This is a genomic window from Pseudoalteromonas sp. QJM3NY_22 (assembly GCF_056173065.1).
Genome location: NZ_CM149655.1, coordinates 2,898,878 through 2,916,877 on the forward strand (window position 1 = coordinate 2,898,878; position 18,000 = coordinate 2,916,877).

Annotated in this window: 15 protein-coding genes and 1 pseudogene; 12 read left to right on the forward strand and 4 right to left on the reverse strand. The window is 41.1% G+C overall.

Translation table 11 applies throughout. The annotated features are described in order from the left end of the window. Window positions 1-302 precede the first annotated feature (302 nt). From rsxA to AC0VZ4_RS13140, 9 genes are all read left to right on the forward strand, one after another. Window positions 303-884: an electron transport complex subunit RsxA gene (rsxA, locus tag AC0VZ4_RS13100; protein ID WP_008134172.1), complete on the forward strand. Its 582-nt coding sequence runs from the start codon at window positions 303-305 to the stop codon at window positions 882-884. A 1-nt stretch (window position 885) separates the two neighbouring features. Next, a complete protein-coding gene (gene rsxB / locus AC0VZ4_RS13105) occupies window positions 886-1,440 on the forward strand; it encodes an electron transport complex subunit RsxB (RefSeq protein ID WP_475439878.1) in 555 nt (184 codons plus the stop codon). Window positions 1,441-1,448: 8 nt separating this feature from the next. Then, entirely contained in the window at window positions 1,449-4,010 is a 2,562-nt protein-coding gene (rsxC, locus tag AC0VZ4_RS13110; protein WP_475439879.1) for an electron transport complex subunit RsxC, read from the forward strand. Further along, window positions 4,007-5,065: an electron transport complex subunit RsxD gene (gene rsxD / locus AC0VZ4_RS13115; RefSeq protein ID WP_007379033.1), complete on the forward strand. Its 1,059-nt coding sequence runs from the start codon at window positions 4,007-4,009 to the stop codon at window positions 5,063-5,065. The genes rsxC and rsxD overlap by 4 nt, the downstream gene beginning before the upstream one ends. Beyond that, window positions 5,062-5,703, forward strand: a complete 642-nt coding sequence (rsxG, locus tag AC0VZ4_RS13120; RefSeq protein ID WP_007379032.1) for an electron transport complex subunit RsxG — start codon at window positions 5,062-5,064, stop codon at window positions 5,701-5,703. Before rsxD ends, rsxG begins: the two co-directional genes overlap by 4 nt. Next, window positions 5,700-6,398: an electron transport complex subunit E gene (locus AC0VZ4_RS13125; RefSeq protein ID WP_475439880.1), complete on the forward strand. Its 699-nt coding sequence runs from the start codon at window positions 5,700-5,702 to the stop codon at window positions 6,396-6,398. The genes rsxG and AC0VZ4_RS13125 overlap by 4 nt, the downstream gene beginning before the upstream one ends. 46 nt (window positions 6,399-6,444) lie before the next feature. Beyond that, a complete protein-coding gene (gene nth, locus AC0VZ4_RS13130; protein ID WP_475439881.1) occupies window positions 6,445-7,077 on the forward strand; it encodes an endonuclease III in 633 nt (210 codons plus the stop codon). A gap of 418 nt (window positions 7,078-7,495) precedes the next feature. Next, the gene (locus tag AC0VZ4_RS13135) at window positions 7,496-8,257 is read left to right on the forward strand and encodes an IS5 family transposase (RefSeq protein ID WP_475439746.1); all 762 of its coding nucleotides are present in this window, start codon (window positions 7,496-7,498) and stop codon (window positions 8,255-8,257) included. Between the two features lie 35 nt (window positions 8,258-8,292). Next, entirely contained in the window at window positions 8,293-8,742 is a 450-nt protein-coding gene (locus AC0VZ4_RS13140; RefSeq protein ID WP_475439882.1) for a hypothetical protein, read from the forward strand. 73 nt (window positions 8,743-8,815) lie between these two features. Here the strand turns inward: AC0VZ4_RS13140 and ltrA are convergent, their stop codons facing one another. Next, window positions 8,816-10,171: a group II intron reverse transcriptase/maturase gene (ltrA, locus tag AC0VZ4_RS13145; protein WP_475439883.1), complete on the reverse strand. Its 1,356-nt coding sequence runs from the start codon at window positions 10,169-10,171 to the stop codon at window positions 8,816-8,818. 701 nt (window positions 10,172-10,872) lie between these two features. Here ltrA and AC0VZ4_RS13150 point away from each other — a divergent pair. Next, window positions 10,873-11,253, forward strand: coding sequence for a hypothetical protein (locus AC0VZ4_RS13150; protein WP_033031774.1), 381 nt, complete (start codon window positions 10,873-10,875; stop codon window positions 11,251-11,253). Between the two features lie 28 nt (window positions 11,254-11,281). Here the strand turns inward: AC0VZ4_RS13150 and AC0VZ4_RS13155 are convergent. After that, a pseudogene (locus AC0VZ4_RS13155) lies at window positions 11,282-12,550 on the reverse strand (IS110 family RNA-guided transposase). 454 nt (window positions 12,551-13,004) lie between these two features. Here AC0VZ4_RS13155 and AC0VZ4_RS13160 point away from each other — a divergent pair. Continuing rightward, window positions 13,005-14,543, forward strand: a complete 1,539-nt coding sequence (locus tag AC0VZ4_RS13160) for a transposase (protein WP_475439616.1) — start codon at window positions 13,005-13,007, stop codon at window positions 14,541-14,543. A gap of 224 nt (window positions 14,544-14,767) precedes the next feature. After that, window positions 14,768-15,397, forward strand: coding sequence for a hypothetical protein (locus AC0VZ4_RS13165; protein ID WP_017006644.1), 630 nt, complete (start codon window positions 14,768-14,770; stop codon window positions 15,395-15,397). Between the two features lie 28 nt (window positions 15,398-15,425). On the opposite strand, the gene AC0VZ4_RS13170 is transcribed toward AC0VZ4_RS13165, so the two are convergent. Further along, complete coding sequence (locus AC0VZ4_RS13170; RefSeq protein ID WP_475439589.1) at window positions 15,426-16,694, reverse strand: IS110 family RNA-guided transposase; 1,269 nt, start codon at window positions 16,692-16,694, stop codon at window positions 15,426-15,428. Between the two features lie 349 nt (window positions 16,695-17,043). Further along, a complete protein-coding gene (locus AC0VZ4_RS13175; protein WP_475439884.1) occupies window positions 17,044-17,976 on the reverse strand; it encodes a sugar kinase in 933 nt (310 codons plus the stop codon). Window positions 17,977-18,000: the final 24 nt, after the last annotated feature.

The window sequence follows — 18,000 nt, forward strand, 5'->3', positions numbered from 1 at the left end:
TGAGCCATGGTGATATTTAAATTTATTTTCTCTAGCCAGAGATTTTCAGTGAAAACAAGGCGAATTTACACGTTAATAGCCAGCCTATATACAAGTAAACTCAACGCAGTTAGTGCTTAATTTACTTGCTCGGGATAGATTTATTATCCAGAGCTCAGGTTACATACGAATCACAGTATTTTTACATCTTTGTTATTACCCCTTAAATTAATATTGTTTATTTAAATGATAATCACTGCATATGTTGTTAATCACACCAGAAAAAAGGATAATACACAGGATTTTTATAGCGTGAGGCTCGCATGACTGAATATGTCTTGTTATTGATTGGTACTGTTCTGGTTAATAACTTTGTATTAGTACAATTTTTAGGCTTATGTCCTTTTATGGGTGTATCAGGAAAACTTGATACAGCTATTGGTATGTCTTTGGCTACCACTTTCGTGCTTACGCTCGCCTCCGTCACCAGTTATTTAGTGAATCAGTATATTTTAATCCCACTCGACATAGAGTTTTTGCGCACAATGAGCTTTATTTTAGTAATTGCCGTTGTGGTGCAATTTACCGAAATGGTGGTACGTAAAACCAGCCCAACCCTATATCGATTATTAGGAATATTTTTACCACTTATAACCACTAACTGTGCTGTATTAGGTGTCGCTTTACTGAATATCAAAGAAGATCACTCATTTTTACAATCGGCAGTGTATGGTTTTGGCGCTGCGGTTGGTTTTTCGTTAGTGCTGGTATTATTTGCAGCATTACGTGAACGTTTAGCAGCAGCTGACGTACCCACTCCTTTTAAAGGCGCCTCTATTGCCATGATAACCGCAGGATTGATGTCGATGGCGTTTATGGGCTTTACCGGATTAGTGAAATTTTAATATGACCTTGTTTTATGCCTTAATTGCGCTTGGCTCGTTAGCGCTGGTTTTTGGGTTGATTTTAGGATTTTCCGCTATACGATTTCGCGTAGAGAGCAATCCCATTGTTGAGCAAATAGACACCATTTTACCGCAAACCCAGTGCGGACAATGTGGCTACCCAGGTTGTCGCCCCTATGCTGAAGCAATTGCAAATGGCGATGAAATAAACAAATGCCCACCGGGTGGCGAAGCTACCATGAAAAAGCTTGCCGGCTTAATGGGAGTTGATGAAAAACCACTTGCCGGCGGCGAACAAGCAGAGCCAATAAAAACGGTAGCCTACATTCGCGAAGACGAATGTATTGGCTGCACTAAATGCATCCAGGCTTGCCCTGTTGACGCTATTTTAGGCGCGACTCGCCAAATGCACACGGTGTTAATTGATGAATGTACTGGCTGCGATTTATGTGTTGAGCCCTGCCCTGTAGATTGCATTGATATGCTGCCTGTAGCCGAAACTAAACAAAACTGGAAATGGCAGCTAGATGCTATTCCTGTTACACAAATAGATTAGAGGTTTGAGTGGATAAGTTACTTGAACAAATAAAAGAAGGGGTTGTTTGGCCATTTTCTGGCGGCATACACCCACCACAAAAAAAATCACTCTCTAATAGTGCTAGCATTACGCGCCTACCATTGCCCGATAAGCTCGTAGTGGCGCTAAAGCAACACATAGGCGCAAACGGTAAGCTGCTTGTAGAAAAAGGACAGCGTGTACTTAAAGGCCAAGCTCTAACCTCCCCTGCTGCAAACTGGTCAGTGCCTGTACATGCCCCAAGCTCGGGTATTGTTACTGATATAGCACCAATGCCTTCTGCGCATCCTTCTGCATTACCAGAGCTGAGTGTTGTTATTGAACCAGATGGTAAAGATGAATGGGTGGCACTTAACCCAATTAATAATCCAACAACGCTTACCCACGACGAACTAGTAAATATAATTCATCAAGCCGGTATTAGCGGTATGGGCGGCGCAGGTTTTCCTACTTATGTAAAAGCTGACACAAAGCAACCGATTGAGTTTTTGATAGTCAATGCGGTTGAGTGTGAACCCTATATTACAGCCGACGATACCTTAATGCGTGAGCATGCAATTGAGGTAATTCAAGGCCTTGAACTCATGCAACAGTTGCTAAACCCAACGTTGTGTATTGTGGGCATTGAAGATAACAAGCCTGAAGCGATAGTTGCTATGACTAAGGCGGCTGAGCATAACGAAAAAATAATTGTGCAAACGGTCCCGACTATTTACCCATCGGGCGGTGAAAAACAACTTATTAAGCTACTCACCAATCGTGAAGTACCTAGCACAGGCATACCGGCTGACATTGGCGTACTTGTACAAAACACAGGTACGTTGTTTGCCGTGCAGCAAGCTGTGTACGAAGGTAAGCCACTCATTGAACGGGTAGTCACTGTAACAGGTAATACTATCCATAAACCTGGTAATGTGTGGGCTTTATTAGGCACTGAAATTAAACATTTACTTGATTGCCAAGGTTTTTCACCTGTACCACAGCAACGCGTTGTTATGGGTGGCCCGATGATGGGCTTTACTCTGCCAACAGTGCGGATTGGCATAGTTAAAACAACTAACTGTATTTTAGCGCCTGATCATAAAGAGCTAGCAGAACCCGGCCCTGAAAAAGCCTGTATACGCTGTAGTGCGTGTGCTGATGCCTGCCCTGCTTCTTTATTGCCACAGCAATTACAGTGGTTTGCTAAGTCAAAAGAATACGACAAACTACAAGAACACAATTTATTTGATTGTATTGAATGTGGCGCATGTGCCTATGTTTGCCCAAGTGAAATCCCACTTGTGCAGTACTACCGTGTCGCCAAAGTGGAAATAAAAGAACAACAGGCTGATAAAATTAAAGCTGATCGCGCAAAAGAGCGTTTTGATGCACGTAAAGAGCGCCTAGATCGCGAGCAAGAAGAAAGACAAAACCGCCATAAACGTAAACCTGCTGCTAAATCGGCTGACGAAAAACAAAAAGTAGCTGATGCTTTAGCCCGCGTTAAAAACAAATCAGATAATGGCGATGAAAAATCAGCTGTTGCTGCCGCTATAGCCCGCGCCAAAGCTAAAAAGCTCGGTGATCAATCTGCGGAATTAGAACCTGATAATAGTGAAGTCGCAAAAGAACGCGCACTACGTAAAGAACAAGCTAGAAAATATAAAGATCAAAAATCTCAAACAGATGAATCAGCCGATACTGCACCTGTTGATGATAAAAAATCAGCAGTGGCTGCAGCAATTGCTCGCGCTAAAGCTAAAAAAGCAGCGCAAGCAAATGAAGGTACTGAGCCAGTCGTTAGTGAAGCGCCACAAAGCGAAGCACCTGTTGATGACAAAAAAGCCGCCGTTGCCGCTGCTATTGCACGCGCCAAAGCTAAAAAAGCAGCTAAAGCCTTAGAAAATGCAGAGCCTGCCGTTAGTGAAGCGCCGCAAACCGAAGCACCAGTTGATGATAAAAAAGCCGCCGTTGCCGCTGCTATTGCACGCGCCAAAGCTAAAAAAGCAGCTAAAGCAGCTAAAGCATTAGAAAATGCAGAGCCTGCCGTTAGTGAAGCGCCGCAAACCGAAGCACCAGTTGATGATAAAAAAGCCGCCGTTGCCGCTGCTATTGCACGCGCCAAAGCTAAAAAAGCAGCTACAGCCTTAGAAAATGCAGAGCCTGCCGTTAGTGAAGCGCCGCAAACCGAAACACCTGTTGATGACAAAAAAGCCGCCGTTGCCGCTGCTATTGCACGCGCTAAAGCTAAAAAAGCAGCTAAAGCAGCTAAAGCAAATGAAGGTACTGAGCCAGTCGTTAGTGAAGCGCCGCAAACCGAAGCACCAGTTGATGATAAAAAAGCCGCCGTTGCCGCTGCTATTGCACGCGCCAAAGCTAAAAAAGCAGCTAAAGCACTTCAAGATGCAGAAGCACCCAACGCACCCGATAATACCGACAATTCATCTAGCTCTATTGACGCTGACGTACCTAAATCAAGCGACGATAAGAAAAAAGCAGCTGTTGCTGCCGCTATTGCCCGAGCAAAAGCCAAAAAGTTACAAAAAGAAGGAAATGATCAGTCATGAAATTAACCATGGCCAGTTCGCCGCATAACCACAGTCATAAATCGTTAACGCGATTAATGCTTACCGTTATAGCTGCGTGTATTCCTGGACTCATTGCTCAAGTTGTATTTTTTGGCACTGGCGTGCTTATTCAGTTAGTACTGGCATTAACTGCAGTAACAGTTTTTGAAGCTGCCATAATGCTGATGCGAAAGCGCCCGGTTTGGCCTGCATTAAGTGATGGCAGTGCATGGCTAACCGCTGTGTTATTAGCGTTAAGTATTCCGCCTTTAGCCCCGTGGTGGATAATTATTATTGGTTGTTTATTTTCTATTATTATCGTTAAACAATTATATGGCGGCTTAGGGTTTAACTTATTCAACCCCGCAATGGCTGCCTATGTGCTGTTATTAGTTTCATTTCCGGTACAAATGACCTCGTGGTTACCTGTGTCTGAACTATCTAACAACGTTATAGGGTTTACTGAACAACTACGTATAATATTTACCGACTTCACCTCCATTGGTTATAGTTTAGATCAAGTCCGCGCAGGTATTGACGGCATCACTATGGCAACGCCTTTAGACACCATTAAAACCGATATTGGTCATGGTTTAACGGTTACCGAAAGCATGCAAAAAACATTATTTAATGAATGGGCAGGCCTTGGCTGGATGTGGGTTAATTTAGGCTTTTTAGCAGGTGGTTTATACCTATTAAAAGAAAAAATAATTAACTGGCATATTCCAGTGAGCTTTATTGCAAGCTTAGCTATATGCAGCGCCATTGGTTATATTGCCGCCCCAGGAACCGAGCCTGGCACAATATTTCACTTATTAAGTGGTGCTACTATGATGGGCGCATTTTTTATAGCTACCGATCCGGTATCAGCTGCCACAACTAATAAAGGTCGTTTAATTTACGGTGCTTTAATTGGCCTACTAGTGTATTTAATTCGTACTTTTGGTGGTTATCCTGATGCCGTTGCGTTTGCTGTACTGTTATTAAACATTGCAGTGCCGTTGATTGACTACTACACGCAACCACGTACTTATGGCCATGGAGCAGTAAAATGATTATTTCATCAATGGCTAAAAATGGCGCTATTTTAACGGCATTTGCCCTTGTAACCACGGGGCTCGTTGCGTCAATTAATGCATTAACCGCCGATAAAATTGCCGAACAAGAACAGCTACACCTAACGTCTCAATTGCAAGAAGTGCTTGACCCGAGTACTTACGATAACGCGCTTTCAACCGATTGCGTTATTATTTCAGATGAACGGTTAGGCCCTTATGCTAATCAAATAATTTATCGCGCCCGCAAAAATAACAAACCCGTTGCTCTTGTTGTAAGGCATGTCACACCAAGTGGTTACAGTGGCGATATTAACTTGCTAACGGCCGTTTTAAGTGATGGTACTATTGCAGGCGTGCGCAGCACTAAACACGAAGAAACCCCTGGTTTAGGTGATAAGGTAGAAGTTAAAAAATCCTCTTGGATCACCACATTTAAAAGTTTAACAGTGCAAGGCGAAGACGATGCTCGCTGGGCCGTTAAAAAAGACGGGGGACAATTTGATCAGTTCACAGGAGCCACCATTACGCCTCGCGCAGTGGTTGGCTCAGTAAAAAACGCAGTGCTGTTCGCACAGAGTGAATTTGATGCTATTTTTGCCGCGCCTAACGCCAAATGTGCAGAGGTAACTAAATGAGCGAATTAAAAACATTATATAAAGAAGGTGTATGGGTAAATAACCCTGCCCTAGTGCAGCTTTTAGGTCTTTGCCCGTTATTAGCTGTTACCTCTACAATTACAAATGCACTGGGTCTAGGGCTTGCAACACTGCTTGTTTTAGTCGGCTCTAACGTAAGCGTATCAATCGTAAGAAACTGGGTACCAAAAGATATTCGTATTCCGGTGTTTGTTATGATCATTGCAGGCTTTGTAACTATAGTGCAGTTACTCATGAACGCTTATACATTTGGGCTTTATCAGTCTTTAGGGATTTTTATCCCGCTGATTGTTACTAACTGCGCCATTATTGGCCGTGCTGAAGCCTACGCGTCTAAAAAACCAATTCACTTATCAGCCTTTGATGGCTTAATGATGGGCTTGGGCTTTATGATTGTGCTGGTCGTTTTAGGCGCAATGCGTGAACTAATTGGCCAAGGTACGTTATTCGACAGCGCCGACTTATTATTAGGCCCGTGGGCACAAAGCTTACGCATTGAAGTATTTAGCTTTGATAACCAATTTTTACTGGCCATTTTGCCACCCGGTGCCTTTTTAGGCCTGGGGCTGCTTATTGCAGCTAAAAACGTAATAGACGCACAAATAAAATCAAAACAAATCGCACCGCCAGAGGCTGAAAAAGGCCCTCGAGCACGTGTTACTAGCTTAACTTAAGGGGAAAGCGCATTAACTTAGCAAAAGCTAATGCGTTTTAAGTTGCATGAATAAAGAAAAACGTCACCAAATACTGTCGCGCCTGCGCGACGATAATCCACATCCAGTTACAGAGCTTGAATATTCAAGCCCATTTGAGTTATTGGTTGCCGTTACGCTCTCAGCGCAAGCAACTGATGTAGGCGTTAATAAAGCCACTCGTAAGCTGTTCCCTGTTGCTAATACACCCCAAGCTATTTTAGATATTGGCCACGATACACTGCGTGATTACATTAAAACCATTGGCCTATTTAATTCAAAAGCGGCCAACGTTTACAAAATGTGCCAAATATTGGTAGATGAGCATAACAGCATAGTGCCAGAAAATCGTGAAGCCCTAGAAGCCCTACCAGGCGTTGGCCGTAAAACAGCTAATGTTGTACTCAATACCGCCTTTGGTTGGCCTGTAATAGCAGTAGATACGCATATATTTCGTGTTTCTAATCGCACTAAGCTTGCCATGGGTAAAGATGTTGTAGCCGTTGAACAAAAACTTGAAAAAGTAGTGCCTGCAGAATTTAAAGTAGACGTACATCATTGGTTGATTCTTCACGGACGTTATACCTGCATAGCACGTAAACCTAAGTGTGGCAGCTGTATTATTGAAGACTTGTGTGAGTTTAAAGATAAAACAGAGTAACTATAGGCTGCCTTGAGCGATAACCGGTCATTGAGGTTGGCTTAATATAACAGTTAATTGATTTCCTAACTGTGTTGTTCGCGCATATATTCAAGCAAACGAGCGACACGCGCATTTTGTTTCATTTAACTTTACTTAAAAGTTTTAGAAAACTTAGTGATAGTAATACCTTAGGTTATTTGTTAAAACTATATAATGAAGAAAGATGAGCGTAGCGTCGGCAGAAATACTAAAATGTTAGATTACTAGGAGAATTCAGTGACAACTGGTGAATGGATAGCAACAATTATAGCTTCAAATGCATTAACACTTGGTGTAGCTACTTTTATTAGGGCGTGTTGATCTTTGCGGTATAAAAAACAAACAGCATAAGGATAAGGTATAATTGAATTCGCTAAAAAACATTACACGAACCCTCATGCCAAGATTAATGTTAACAGACGCGACATGGAATGTCTTATCAAAAGTAATGCACTTAAGTGGTCGAATTTATAATAAGCCTGAGCATAGAAAAACGCTCGAAGGCATACTCTATAGGATGCGTACCGGTATTCCTTGGCGAGATTTACCGTCTTATTTCGGCTCGTGGAGTGCTATTTATAGACGATTTAATTTATGGTCCAAAAAAGATATTTTGAATGAATTATTTCGAGTGTTATCCCACTATGCTGATATGGATTGGATCTTTATTGATGGCAGTATTGTCAGGGCTCACCAGCATAGTTGCGGTGCAAGAACCGCTGACAATGAATCAATCGGTAAGAGTCGAGGTGGTAATTCGACTAAAATTCATCTTGCAGTAGATAGCGGAGGATTGCCTGTTTATTATGAATTATCCTGTGGAAATACGCATGATATCGTCCATGCAGAGTCATTTGTAGCCAATTGCCCAACGAGTAATGTTGTTGTCGCAGATAAAGGCTACGATAGTGAAAAACTAAGAGAGTTTATTCGTGACAATAGCGCTACACCCGTTATTCCACGCAAGGATAACAGTTTAGTGGGTAATGAAGATATTGACTGGTGCATGTACAAATATAGGCACTTAGTTGAGAATGCCTTTGGTCGGATCAAACAATATAGAGGGATAGCCACACGGTATGAAAAGCTTGAGCGGAATTATCATTCCATGCTCGCTTTAGCATTCACTATGATGTGGCTACCAATATGGGCTGATTAATATATATACTACAAAGATCAACAGCCCCTAGTAACTTGATGATTAAAAGTTCCGAAACAAAGGCTAAAACGGCCAATGATATAAGAGATGCGACAATCAAAAAGTTAGAGGTAGACTATGGTGCACTTGAAAAAGAAGTTTCTAAATTATTACCTTTGAAAGAAACTGTAGCCGAAAAAGAGTCTGTTCTAGCGGTTGCCAAAAAAGATATTAAGCGTCTAAAAACTGTTGTCATGTCTCATGGTCGCAAGCAGAAGAAGTTATTAACGTATATTGAATCTCAAGAAAACGAAGTATCTAGACTAGAAAATAAATTACTGTCTCTTGCAGAGAAATTTGAGGGAATAGGCAAGCAAAACTCTAATGAAGTATTTGAATTGAAATGTGAGTTGTTGGTTGCTACACGGTCTATAGAAGTAGTGAAGAGATCTATTAACAAACTTAAAAAAGAAGTCGAAGATACTCCCCGTTTAATGCTTGAGTAATCTAATCGGGTAGCCGGAGGTCTCTAACCTCCAGCCCCCACACCACCCATCATGCGGGTCCGCAATGGGCGGTTCATCTCCCGTAATGAATATTGATCCAAATATCTTTCAATGACACTAAACCTTGTGATGCTAAATAGTCATTACCTAGCGCAATGTTAATTCCTTTTGTTTTTGAGCTTCTACAAGGGCCTTTACTGGTGATACCACAGGCTATGGCGAGTCGTTCGCTAACACCCAATTTCATTAAACTGCGTACTTTGGTGCGAGGTTTACGCCATTGCCGCCAGTAGCACATTCTTATCCTACGGCGGATCCAGTGATCTAAATCCACCGTTAGCTGATAAGCGTTGGCTATTAGGTAGTAGTGTCCCCAGCCGCGTAAATACTTCGTGAGTTTATGAATTTGTAGGGTCATTGAGATCCCCCAGTTGCGATTAGTGAGTTCTTTTACATTTGCTTTAAATTTCTTTAGCGCCTGTTCATGGATCTGCACTTGACCGTAACGGAAGGTAAACCCGAGAAATTTCGAGCCTGATACGGGACCGACCCGACTTTTCGATTCATTCACTTTGAGCTTTAATCGCTGAGTGATAAACGCAGTAATGTCCCGTTGCATTATTAGCCCTTCGCTTTTCGTTTTTACTAAAATGATTATGTCATCAGCGTAACGTGCAAACTTAAGGCGTTTGTAGGTTAACTTCTTATCTAATTCATCGAGTAAAATGTTGGAAAGCAAAGGGGATAATGGCCCACCTTGAGGGACACCTTTGGTTGACTCAAACCACAGACCGGTTTCACGCTCTGCTATTCCCGCTCGTAAGTATTTACCGAGTAGGCGCATGAGTGCTTTGTCTTTGATTTTACGGCCAACACGATTCATCAGCATGTCATGGTCTACTTCATCAAAGAACTTAGACAAGTCGATATCAACCGCTGTTTTATAGCCTTGTTTAACACAAGATTGAACATGGTTCACTGCTTGACTGGCTCTTTTATGAGCTCGATAACCATAACTATGCGATGAAAATTGAGGCTCAAAATAAGGGCTGATCACTTGAGCAATGGCTTGTTGGATCACTCTGTCGATAATAGAGGGGATCCCAAGCATTCGCTCACCGCCATCAGGTTTAGGTATTATCACGCGTTTGACTGGCAAGGGTTGATAAGTGCCGCTAAGTAATTGTTGTTTAATACCCAGCCAATGTAACTTAGCGAAGTCATTAAATTCCTCAATACTCATATTATCAATACCCGCAGCCCCTTTATTGCGCTTAACATGTTGCCATGCTGCACCAATATTGTGGTTGCTCAGTACCCTTGCCATCAGGTCACGATCTGTTTGGTTGTATTCATTCGAGGTATTATTCACCATAGAACGCTGTTCATCACTATCACAACACGGTGATCTATGTGAATTCAAGTTCATTTGTAGTATCTCCTCTGGTTAAGATGTTCAGGCCTTCACCGTGTCCCCTCCATTACGATGGGCGTTTGGCTACTCGGCAACTGCTCCTGCGTTGCTCTACCTCCTGCATCCATGCAGTCGTATGCCGTCTGCTGACTTCTGATAAATCACTCTAGCGATTACTCGATAAAGCGCGTCGAAACTAACGCTTGTTTACTGCTATTTCGCTCGCTGTAGGTCGCAGCAACCAAAGCGCCAAGGGTTGAACAACCAGTCCCTAACTGGTAATCTTCAAGCGTTAGTGCGGATGCGTGTTTATCAGATCTCCCCGAATAAGGTGCATCGACTTTCTCTGCACAACTGCATCATTTACGGTGGCCGTTAGATCACATGACTTCGCTATCTTGTGCTAGCTCGTCTCCAGCCTACGCCTCATATGATGTTTTTGTTCATCAGCTCACAGATTTGCTAGCGGCTTCCTCTAGACTATCTCTCGCGATTTAGCCCTTGCCATTCGCTAGTAGTTATCGTTTAATAACAGTGTGTTATTTAAATGGTGATCTTCCTACAGAGGACTTTCACCTCATAAGTCAATGCCCATGTCGGGCGTACACAAGCGGTTTATGAATGGACTCGTCACGGCTTGCTCGGGTTCGTTCCTCACCAATTTTAGCAAGCCTAAACTCTCCCCATAACCGGGCGTTAGGCATTCAGGAGTAAGCATGATTAAATTTAAAATAGTAAGCATAATTACAGCCGTTATCGCACTCACTTTGTGTGTGATTTTTATACTTATTCCCGAAGTATTATTTATGTTGTTTAATATTGATGAAAATAGTTCCGCTTTCTTCATTGGTAGAAGGGCTGCAATGTTATTTCTCGGAATATCGGTATTTAGTTGGTTCGGCCGAAATGCTGAGCATTCAGAGTCTAGGCAGGCTATATGTTTAAGTCTTTCAGTTTCTATGTTTGCATTGGCTTTTCTTGGTAGTGCAGAATACCTACGTGGTTTTGCTGGTATAGGTATTTCACTGGCTGTTATTACGGAAGCTACTCTTGCTTTGCTATATTTTAAAATATGGTTCAACTACAAAAATGCCTAACAACACGCCCTGAGGTGGACAGCAAGCGCTAAAGCTCACTTTCCACCGCAAATTTTAACAGCGGTGATCCCTTACTTTTCAATGCAGTTAAGTAAGTTGATTCATCGTAGGGCGTATGTGTTTTCCAGCACCTAAATAGGATTCGTATCCACTTAAATGCCAATGATCTGATGATGGTATTATGAGGTTTTCCTTTGGCTTCTTGCTGCCGATAATAGGCTTTAGCCCAAAATGAATAACGCACAGATAATCCTGCTCATTCCACAAATGTTTGCCTTAAAAATTTAGTGCACGAGTATCGCCAGTGTATCCATTCCTTCTTGCCACTGCGTTCGGTCACTGGAGCAATGCCTGCGTATTTTTGTATGTCAGCGGCGCACTTATAGCGGTCACGATTTGACCCCATAGCGGCTAATAATCGAGGTGCTAATTGTGGGCCTGCACCGGGTAAACTATCAAAAATAGCGCGATCTGTATATTGCTTATAAAGCGTTTTAATTTCGTCATCAAATCGTGTTATTGCCAACATCAGCTGTTTAAGTTGCGGAACGAGGCATTCAATAAGCAATAAGTTTGGCGTGATCACCGCCATATCTTCGGTAAGTATTTCAGCATCTTTTATTTCTTTTATCCGCTTTTCATTAACGAGTGGGTAGCGGGAATTATGTTGATTAAAGAAGTCGAGTAGTGTTTGTTTCCTCGCTTTTTTAGCGTGAGCAAGAGAGGGCCAGCGCAGTAAGAAGTCACAGAATATTTGAGTGTCTTTTTCTTTAAACCAATCAATCACGTGGGGATAATAATTTTTTAGCGTTGTGGCTATTTTATTGGTTAAATTAACACGATCTTGTACTAGTTTACGTCTGTATTCGACAAGCTGCGCAAGACACCTAACGTCCTCTGAATCCGGCCTAATAACCGTTAATTTATCCATATGAAGTTGTAAGATTTCAACTTGAATAATTGCATCAGTAGGATCATCTTTAGCCCCGCTGTGCGTAAATGCAGCACGGTATTTAGCAACACTTGATGGGTTAATCACAAATAATACAATGTGCTTAAATTTACTGAGTGCATATATAAGTGGGCCTTTTTTTAGCTCACACGCGACAGCAACAGATCTGCCGTTGTAGCGTTGTTTTAACCCAAGCGCCCATGCATTAATTGACTTAGGCTCAGAGGAAATCACACTTAAATGTTGTGTATTTGTGTCGCGATTTATTTCACAAATATCGTGTTTACGGTCGGCCCAATCGATCCCGATAAGGGCAGCAAAATCTGAGACGTTAAAGGCTTCCATTTTGGGCCTCCTAGAGGTAAAGTGAAAGAATAGATAGAGGCTAATAGTGTTTCTCGCAGGTCTTATAGATAGTCGGCATTACGACAATCCCTGAGTATGCGTATTGAAACAAATAACTTCTGTTGATCCGAAAGTCTTGTTACAAACATTGATTGTTTCCGCTCAAATATTCGTGATCAACAGAAGCATATTCCATGTATTAATGAGATAGGTAAATACATTAATTAATGGAACGGAGTAACTATAAGTCATTCAAAAGGACAAAAAACAGTTGGTTTTTGCTCCTTCGTCGCTTATTTTAACCAACTATTTTTTGCCTCTTAATGAGACGTTGAGGCTGTAGAATTACTCTTTTTAGGAACATACACAACTATTCTTGGTTGGTTGCTTTTTAACCTTGAATCCATCTATTCGCTGTGATCTAATAGATATTATTCACCCATGGTAAACTGTTATGGCTAACTATAAGCCTGACTTATCCTGTCAAAATAAATTCATTCCTATCAATTTCGCTGAGCAGATTCTGCCTGGCACATTTGAATATGCCCTTTGTTATATCGTCGAAAATAAACTCGATTTATCGGGATTTGACGCGTGGTATAACAACGACAAAACGGGCGCTGCTGCGTATCCGCCTTCGGTAATGTTAAAGATTATTTTACTGGGCTATGCACATGGTTTAATTAGTAGTCGCCGAATTGCTAAAGCGTGTGAGACGAACATTTTATTTATGAGTGTGTCGGGTGATATCCAGCCACATTACACATCTATAGCGGGTTTTGTGGCTAAAATGCATGAACAGATTGAGCCACTTTTTACGCAAGTGCTGATGATATGTGATGAGGAAGACTTGATAGGCCGCAACATGTTTGCCATTGATGGATGTAAATTAAAGTCCAATGCGAGTAAAGAGTGGAGTGGCACATTCGATGAGTTAGGCCGCAAAAAAGCAAAACTAGAACGCGCAAGTAAACGTATTATTGAACGCCACCAATCAGAAGATGGTCTGGGCGAAGAGTTGATAACTCAGGACTTAAAACAAAAAGAAAAGCTGGATAAAAGTGCAGATAAAATTACCGAGTTCTTAGCCACTCACAAAGAAAAAATAGGCAGTAAAGGCAAGCCTGTTAAAAGTAATATCACTGACCCTGATAGCGCGAAAATGACCACGTCAAAAGGGACAATTCAAGGCTATAACGGCATAGCGATAAACGATGACAAACATCAAATCATCCTGCAAGCACAAGCGTGGGGGTCGGTGGGCGAACAACAAACTCTACAGCCAGCTGTTAAGCAATTAAAACAGCAACTCGCTAAACTCAATACAGAAAAAATGGCAGATAAACACACCATTAAATTCACCGCAGACAGCGGGTTTAACAGCGAAGTGAACCTTGAATATATGGCGAAAAGTGGGTTCGATACCTACATTGCGGATAATCAGTTTAGAAAACGAAATCCGCTGTTTAAAGACAGCGAAACATACGAAACGGAGCAAGAAAAGCGCCGGCTAAAACGCAGCAAAGGCAAGCCACGCTTATTTACCTCAGATGATTTTCATTATGATGAAGCAACCCAAACATGCCGCTGCCCAGCAGGTAATGATATGTGGCGAAGTGGTATAAATGTAAAAAGTCACAATCAGCAATACACGCGATTCTGCGGTTACTTAAAAGACTGTAAAGCGTGCCCGCTACAACAGCAATGCATGCGAAAACCACCGATAGACAGGGGACGACAAGTTCAGTTTATAAATAATGAATCACGCAAAAAGCTGAGCTATGTAGACAAAATGAAAGTAAAAATAGATAGCCCCATAGGGCGACGACAATACAGTAAGCGATTAGGCTGTATTGAGCCAGTGTTCGGAAACATTACAGTGAATAAAGGGATGAATAAATTGACCTTACGGGGTCAAACGAAAGTGAACGCCCAATGGCAACTGTATTGCCTTGTTCATAATATAGAAAAGCTGAAAAACACGATGCATTAAGAGAGGCAACCCCTTTTAAGCCAAAATAAAGCCACTGAAACACCCGTAACTCCTTCCAAAACGCCAGTTAAAACAATACCAAACCAGCTTTTATATTCTATGAAAAATACAGTAATCAATTGAATCAAAATTGGAACTCAGCTATGGTCTATTTATCAATAAAAATAAATTTAAAAACGAGTTAATCTACAGGCTCGTTAGGCAAATAAAGCAGAGGATTCCAGATGGAGTTGTTTGGTGTAGATTCAAAAATAGTAGTCAATAAAGATAAAAAGAAATTTGACAAAATAAAACCCATATTTGAAGAATGGCTAAAACTAAATAGGGACTATATCGAGTTAACTGAAAGTGGTGATAACCTTTATTGGTACAATGAGCGCTCAAATATTAGTGCTCTTGCTGGTGCTGTATGGCGCAGAGGTGGTTTTGCCCAAGAGGAATTTTCTTCTGAAAAAGGTGAAAAATCAGAAAGAAAAATGGGTCGTGTAGACCTTTATTTTCACTTTCAAGGCTTAGATGTAATTTGCGAAGCAAAACACTTGTTTTTATATATGCCAGAAAATAATAGAAAATGTTTAAAAACAAAAATCAAAGCTAGCCTAGCTAACGCTTTTGAAGATGTAAAAACTACGACAGCAGCAACTGATTATCAAGATTTTGGATTAGCACTTTCATTTATCGTTCCTTATTACTTAAATGAAAAAAATGTTGAAGATACAGAGATAGAGTTAGATAACGTTTTAAGTGACCTTGATTGTTCATTTTATGTTTCATTTAAGACAACCACCGAAGATATAATTAATGAAAATGATGGTGTATATAATTCTGTCATTCTCGTAGGTAAATTTGCCTAACAACACGCCCTGAGGTGGACAGCAAGCGCTAAAGCTCACTTTCCACCGCAAATTTTAACAGCGGTGATCCCTTACTTTTCAATGCGGTTAAGTAAGTTGATTCATCGTAGGGCGTATGTGTTTTCCAGCACCTAAATAGGATTCGTATCCACTTAAATGCCAATGATCTGATGATGGTATTATGAGGTTTTCCTTTGGCTTCTTGCTGCCGATAATAGGCTTTAGCCCAAAATGAATAACGCACAGATAATCCAGCCCATTCCACAAATGTTTGCCTTAAAAATTTAGTGCATGAGTATCGCCAGTGTATCCATTCCTTTTTGCCACTGCGTTCGGTTACTGGAGCAATGCCTGCGTATTTTTGTATGTCAGCGGCGCACTTATAGCGGTCACGATTTGACCCCATAGCGGCTAATAATCGAGGTGCTAATTGTGGCCCCGCCCCAGGTAAACTATCAAAAATAGCGCGATCTGTATGTTGCTTATAAAGTGTTTTAATTTCGTCATCAAATCGTGTTATTGCCAACATTAGCTGTTTAAGTTGCGGAACGAGGCATTCAATAAGTAATAAGTTTGGCGTGATCACCGCCATATCTTCGGTGAGAATTTCAGCATCTTTTATTTCTTTTATCCGCTTTTCATTAACGAGTGGGTAGCGGGAATTATGTTGATTAAAGAAGTCGAGTAGTGTTTGTTTCCTCGCTTTTTTAGCGTGAGCAAGAGAGGGCCAGCGCAGTAAGAAGTCACAGAATATTTGAGTGTCTTTTTCTTTAAACCAATCAATCACGTGGGGATAATAATTTTTTAGCGTTGTGGCTATTTTATTGGTTAAATTAACACGATCTTGTACTAGTTTACGTCTGTATTCGACAAGCTGCGCAAGACACCTAACGTCCTCTGAATCCGGCCTAATAACCGTTAATTTATCCATATGAAGTTGTAAGATTTCAACTTGAATAATTGCATCAGTAGGATCATCTTTCGCCCCGCTGTGCGTAAATGCAGCACGGTATTTAGCAACACTTGATGGGTTAATCACAAATAATACAATGTGCTTAAATTTACTGAGTGCATATATAAGTGGGCCTTTTTTTAGCTCACACGCGACAGCAACAGATCTGCCGTTGTAGCGTTGTTTTAACCCAAGCGCCCATGCATTAATTGACTTAGGCTCAGAGGAAATCACACTTAAATGTTGTGTATTTGTGTCGCGATTTATTTCACAAATATCGTGTTTACGGTCGGCCCAATCGATCCCGATAAGGGCAGCAAAATCTGAGACGTTAAAGGCTTCCATTTTGGGCCTCCTAGAGGTAAAGTGAAAGAATAGATAGAGGCTAATAGTGTTTCTCGCAGGTCTTATAGATAGTCGGCATTACGACAATCCCTGAGTATGCGTATTGAAACAAATAACTTCTGTTGATCCGAAAGTCTTGTTACAAACATTGATTGTTTCCGCTCAAATATTCGTGATCAACAGAAGCATATTCCATGTATTAATGAGATAGGTAAATACATTAATTAATGGAACGGAGTAACTATAAGGCTAAAATTATGATGCATAGTTGTTCTATATAAATAATTTTTAACATAGTTAGTGAGTTATTTAATACGCTAAGGTGATCATGTATTTAATAAAATTGGTATTAAATACCAGCTTCAACCATTGCTAGCTGAAATATATCTTTTGGAGCAATTGCGCCTGGCTGTTGTATAACAGCACCTGCTGCTTTTGCAGCAAGTTGTACAGCACTTGAAATTGATTTATCAGATAAACGAGCACCTAAATAAACACCGTTAAAGGCATCGCCTGCGGATGTCGTATCTACAACATTTGTTACCGGTATTATGGTGTGGCTTTGAAGCGTATCGCCCTCTTTTGTCACTACCGATTCAGGGCCATTTTTAACAACAATTTCTTCAATTTGGTAAGGCTTTAAATATTCAACAACTGCTTCTACGCTATGAACGTCATAAAGTGTTGTTAAATCTTCAACGCCTGGTAGGGTAATATCTGCAAACGTAAAGGCTAAATGATACTGCTCTTTTGTTTCCTCTACACTATTCCACAAACGTGCTCTGTAATTAGGATCAAAAACGATTTTAACCCCAGCACCTTTAAGCTGCTTTACCACTTTCCAAAAGTGTTCACGTGCACTTTCTTCAATTATTGCTAATGAAATTCCTGAAAAGAAAAACATATCACCTTGGCTAAGCTGCTCGAGTGCATCAGCATCTAAAAAATCAACAACCTTTTTAGCTGCAGAATCATTGCGCCAATAAATAAAGCTACGCTCACCATGCTCATCGGTTTCTATGTAATACATGCCGGGTACTTTGGTGTCGTGAGCAAATACGAGTTGTGTATTTATTTTTTCACTTTCAAAGCGTTCTAGCATTTTTTCACTTAAATTATCTTGACCTAAAGCCGTAACAACCGAAGTAGTCACCTGCGGGAAGCAACGTTTTAAATACACTGCAGAATTATAAACATCGCCTGCAAATGATTGGTGTAGTGTGGCTGCGCTCATAGCTCTAAGCTCGACCATGCATTCACCGATAAAGTAAATATTTTTCATCTTGGAAGTTACCCTATGTAGTTA